Here is a 4020-nt window from a genome sequence, read left to right on the forward strand (position 1 = left end):
GCTCGCGACCTTGCTCGAGACGACGAGGACGTCGCCGTCGGCCAGGCGCACCCCGGCGTGGTCGAGTCCGACCTGGACGACGTCGGCCAGGTCGTCCCCCTCGCGGACCTCGGGTATGCCGGTCAGCGGCGTGATCGTGATGGGCCCCGTCACGCCGGTGCTCGCTCCGCCCGCAGCCGCAGGCCGAGGTCCAGCGCAGCGCCGGCCATCTCGGCCGCCGCGTCGACGGAGCTCATGAGGAGCGGACGACGGACCACCTCGAGACGGCCCCCGTCCGGCATCGGGTCCTCCTCGTCGACGAGCCAGCCGTCGAGGAAGTCTGAGTAGAGCCCGGCGACAGCGGCGCTCGTCTCGTCGACCCCGATGGTGCGCAGGCACACGTCGGCATGTCCACGGACCGGTCGGCCACCGACCAGCGGCGAGACGCCGACCACGGGGGCGCGAGTGCCGCGCAGGGCGTCCCTGACACCCGGCACGCCGAGGATGATGCCGATCGAGACGACGGGGTTGCTCGGCGGCAGGATCACGACATCGGCCTCGCGGATCGCGTCGAGCACCCCGGGTGCGGGGGCCGCCCGGTCGAGCCCGGCCACGACGAACCGCTCGGCGGGCAGCTCGGCCCGGTGCCTCACCCACCACTCCTGGAAGTGGATCGCGCGCGACTGCCCCTCCTGCTCGACCACCACGTGGGTCTCGACGGGGGTGTCCGTCATCGGCAGCAGCCGGACCCCGAGGTCTCCGAGCCCCCAGCGGGCGGAGAGCCGCTCGATGACGGCGCTCAGCGGCATACCCTGGCCGAGCAGCTGCGAGCGGTAGACGTGGGTGCCGAAGTCCTTGTCGCCGAGGGCGAACCACTGGGGCTCGGCGCCGAGCGCGGCGAGCTCCTCGGCGAGGTGGTGCGACTCGTCGGCCCGACCCCAGCCCTGGCCCTCGTGGATGCCCCCACCGAGGGTGTAGAGCAGCGTGTCGATGTCGGGACAGACCCGGAGCCCGAAGAGCGTGATGTCGTCACCGGTGTTGCCGATCACCGTCAGGTGCACGGGATCGGAATCCGGTGACGCGGCGTGGGTCTGTCGGACGTGGTGGAGCAGGCCACGGAGGAACCGGGCGCCGCCGACTCCACCGGCCAGAGCGGTGATGCGCATGCCCCGATCCTCTCAGCAGGCCGTCCCGGCCCGGTCGCGCGGGGTGGGGCCGGGGCCTCGAACCTGCAAATATCACCCGCGGGCTTGACGTGAGGGGTATGACACGCATGTAATTCCATTGTTGTTATCGGTCGGGGACGTGGTTCTGGAACGAATGGACGTAATTGTCCGAAACCTCCAGAGTGCGGGCTCGCTCGGTGCCACAGTGCTGACACACAGTGCAGTCAGGGTCGAGGAGGGGTCATGCACGATTTGATGGTGGTTTGGTCGAACACGGGTGAGCAGGAGGGTGAGCTCTCCTGGCAGGAGCGCTCGCTGTGCGCCCAGACCGATCCGGAGGCGTTCTTCCCGGAGAAGGGCGGTTCCACGCGCGAGGCCAAGAAGGTCTGCGTCGGTTGCGAGGTGCGCTCGGAGTGCCTCGAGTACGCCCTGTCCAACGACGAGCGGTTCGGCATCTGGGGCGGACTGTCCGAGCGGGAGCGCCGCAAGCTGAAGAAGCGCGCGGTCTGATCGTGAGGTTCGACCCCGGCACCTCGCAGGTGTCCGGGTGAAGGTAGCCACTGTGCCCGAAGCGCTTGCCGAAGACCTGCACATCCCCGCTGGCGCGGGGAGGGTGTCGTCCGCGTCGTTGTCCGCCCCTCCCTCCACCGGGCAACGGCCGAACGCGTCCGTCGAGGCGATCGTCGTCGTGCACAACGGAGCCACGTGGCTGGCGCAGTGTCTCGACGGCCTCGCCGCCCAGACGCTGCCGCCGGCACGTCTCGTCATCGTCGACGTCGCGAGCAGCGACTCCTCGAACGCCATCGCCCACGCCCACACCGGCGTTCGACGGGCGATCGAGTCCGTCGAGGTCGTGCGCCTGGACGCCCGCGTCGCGATCGGCCGCGCCATCGAGTGCGGCATCGAGGCGCTGCCCGTGCCGGCGGACGCCTCGTCGAGCTGGGTCTGGGTCCTCCACGACGACACAGTGCCCCGGGCCAACGCCCTCGCCCAGCTGCTCCAGGCCGGGCTGCGGTCCAAGTCGGTCGGGGTCGCCGGGCCCAAGCTCGTCAGCTGGGACGACCCGCGGCAGCTCGTCGAGATGGGCATCCAGATCACGCGCACGGGACGCCGGCTCGGCTCGTCCGTTCGCGGCGAGGCCGACCAGGGCCAGTACGACACGCGCGCGGACGTCCTCGCCGTGAGCACGAGCGGCATGCTCGTGCGGCGCTCCGCCCACGACGACATCGGTGGCTTCGACCCCGCGTTCGTCGATCACGGGGCCGATCTCGACTTCGGCTGGCGGGCCCAGCTCGCGGGCCACCGCGTCATCGTCGTCCCGGGCGCCGTCGTGCGTGACGCCTCCGCGGGCCTCGAGGGCCGCCGACCCGGCGCCCCCAACCCGCGCGAGCTCGAACGCCGCGGCCGCCGGGCCGCCCGCCAGGTCACCTTGGCCCGGTGCTCGCCGTTCGCCGCCCCCTTCCTCGCCATCTGGATGGCGCTGTCCGCCATCGTCGCCTCCTTGACGCTGCTCGTGGCCAAGCGGCCCCGGCAGGCCTGGCGCGAGCTGACGGACGTGACGGCCCTGCTGCACCCGTTCGCGACGCTCGGTGCCCGCTGGCGCGGACGGCGCACCAAGCGCCTGCGCCGTGACCACCTCGCCACCCTCTTCGTCGCCCCCTCGGTCGCCGCTCGGACCACGATCGACCACATCCAGGACGCCATCACCCCGGAGCGCACCCACGCGCGGCGTGAGGCGGCGGCGACGACCGAGACCGGACCCGTCGCAGACGAGTCCGAGTCGCTGGACCACCTCCCGGCGTCCCTGCCCCGGCGCGTCGTCACCCACCCCGGCTTCCTCGCCGTCACCGCCGTCGTCGCCGCCACCACGGCGGCGTGGCGTGGCACCATCCGCGCCGGCGCGCTGTCGCCCACGAACGCCGGTGTCGCCGGCGGCGAGCTGCGTCCCGTCACCACCGACTCGTCGGGACTGTGGCACGCGTTCCGCGACGCGTGGCACGGCGCGGGGCTCGGCACCGGAGCCGAGTCCGGTCCCCACCTCGCCGTGCTCTCCGCCCTCACCTGGCTGGCCGAGCGCGTCCCCGGTCTCGCCGAGAGCCGTTCGAGCGCGGGCGTCACCATCGCCTGGCTGCTCTTCCTGGCCCCCGTGCTCGCCGCGTGGTCCACCTACCTCGCCGCCCGCGTCGTCACCTCCTCACGGGTGGCCCGGGCCCTCGCAGCACTCGCGTGGGGGACTGCTGGCGTCGCCGCGTCCGGGCTGGCGCAGGGCCGGGTGAGCGTGGCGGTCGTGCACGTGGTGCTCCCCTTCGTCCTTGCCGGCTTCTGCCTCGCTGCCCGTCGTGACGGCACCTTCACGGCCACTTTCGCGACGGCTCTCGCCACTGCCGTGCTCGGCGCCTTCGCGCCGCCGCTGCTCGCCCTGTCGGTCGTCGCGGCTCTGCTGATGCTCGTCCTGGGGCCGGGACTGCGACGGGCCCGGGCGCTCGTCCTGCTCGTCGTGCCCGTCGCGCTCCTCGGTCCGTGGGTGGCGCGCTTCGTGGCCGACCCACGCCTGCTCCTGTCCGGACCCGGTCTCGTCGCAACCTCTGCCGATCGCAGCCCGTGGGACGTGCTCACCCACGTCCTCGGCGACTCGAGCAGCACCACCTGGGCCGTCTGGCTCGGGGCCCCGCTCGTCGTGCTGGGCGTCATCGGGCTCGCCACGCGCGGGCGCTCTCGCGCCGAGTCCGTGGGCCTGGTGGTCGGCGCGCTGCTGGCCGTCGGTGGGCTCGTCGGCGCGCTGGTCTCGGATCACCTGGTCCTCGGGTCGGCCGAGACCGGCGTGGGACAGTCCGCAMCGGCCCACCTCTGGGCGGGCCTCGGCGTGCAGCTGTGG

At 72.9% G+C, this 4020-nt stretch carries 4 protein-coding genes; 2 read left to right on the forward strand and 2 right to left on the reverse strand.

Translation table 11 applies throughout. From position 1 onward, the window contains the following. Together AC1DP0_RS19105 and cofD are read right to left on the reverse strand one after the other, a co-directional pair. The coding region (locus AC1DP0_RS19105; protein ID WP_478087559.1) for a coenzyme F420-0:L-glutamate ligase at positions 1-153 on the reverse strand (153 nt) is incomplete at its 3' end. Further along, on the reverse strand, positions 150-1145 hold the full coding sequence (cofD, locus tag AC1DP0_RS19110; protein WP_478087548.1) for a 2-phospho-L-lactate transferase: 996 nt from the start codon (positions 1143-1145) through the stop codon (positions 150-152). The genes cofD and AC1DP0_RS19105, both read right to left, overlap by 4 nt. Before the next feature lie 243 nt (positions 1146-1388). On the opposite strand from cofD, the gene AC1DP0_RS19115 reads away from it, so the two are divergent. Both AC1DP0_RS19115 and AC1DP0_RS19120 read left to right on the forward strand, forming a co-directional pair. Further along, positions 1389-1655 (forward strand): WhiB family transcriptional regulator, encoded by a 267-nt coding sequence (locus AC1DP0_RS19115; RefSeq protein WP_442280088.1) that lies wholly within the window; start codon positions 1389-1391, stop codon positions 1653-1655. 52 nt (positions 1656-1707) lie between these two features. Further along, positions 1708-4020: glycosyltransferase family 2 protein (locus AC1DP0_RS19120; RefSeq protein WP_478087556.1), on the forward strand; the 2313-nt coding region annotated here is incomplete at its 3' end.

The organism is Terrabacter sp. P5_B1 (assembly GCF_056400505.1).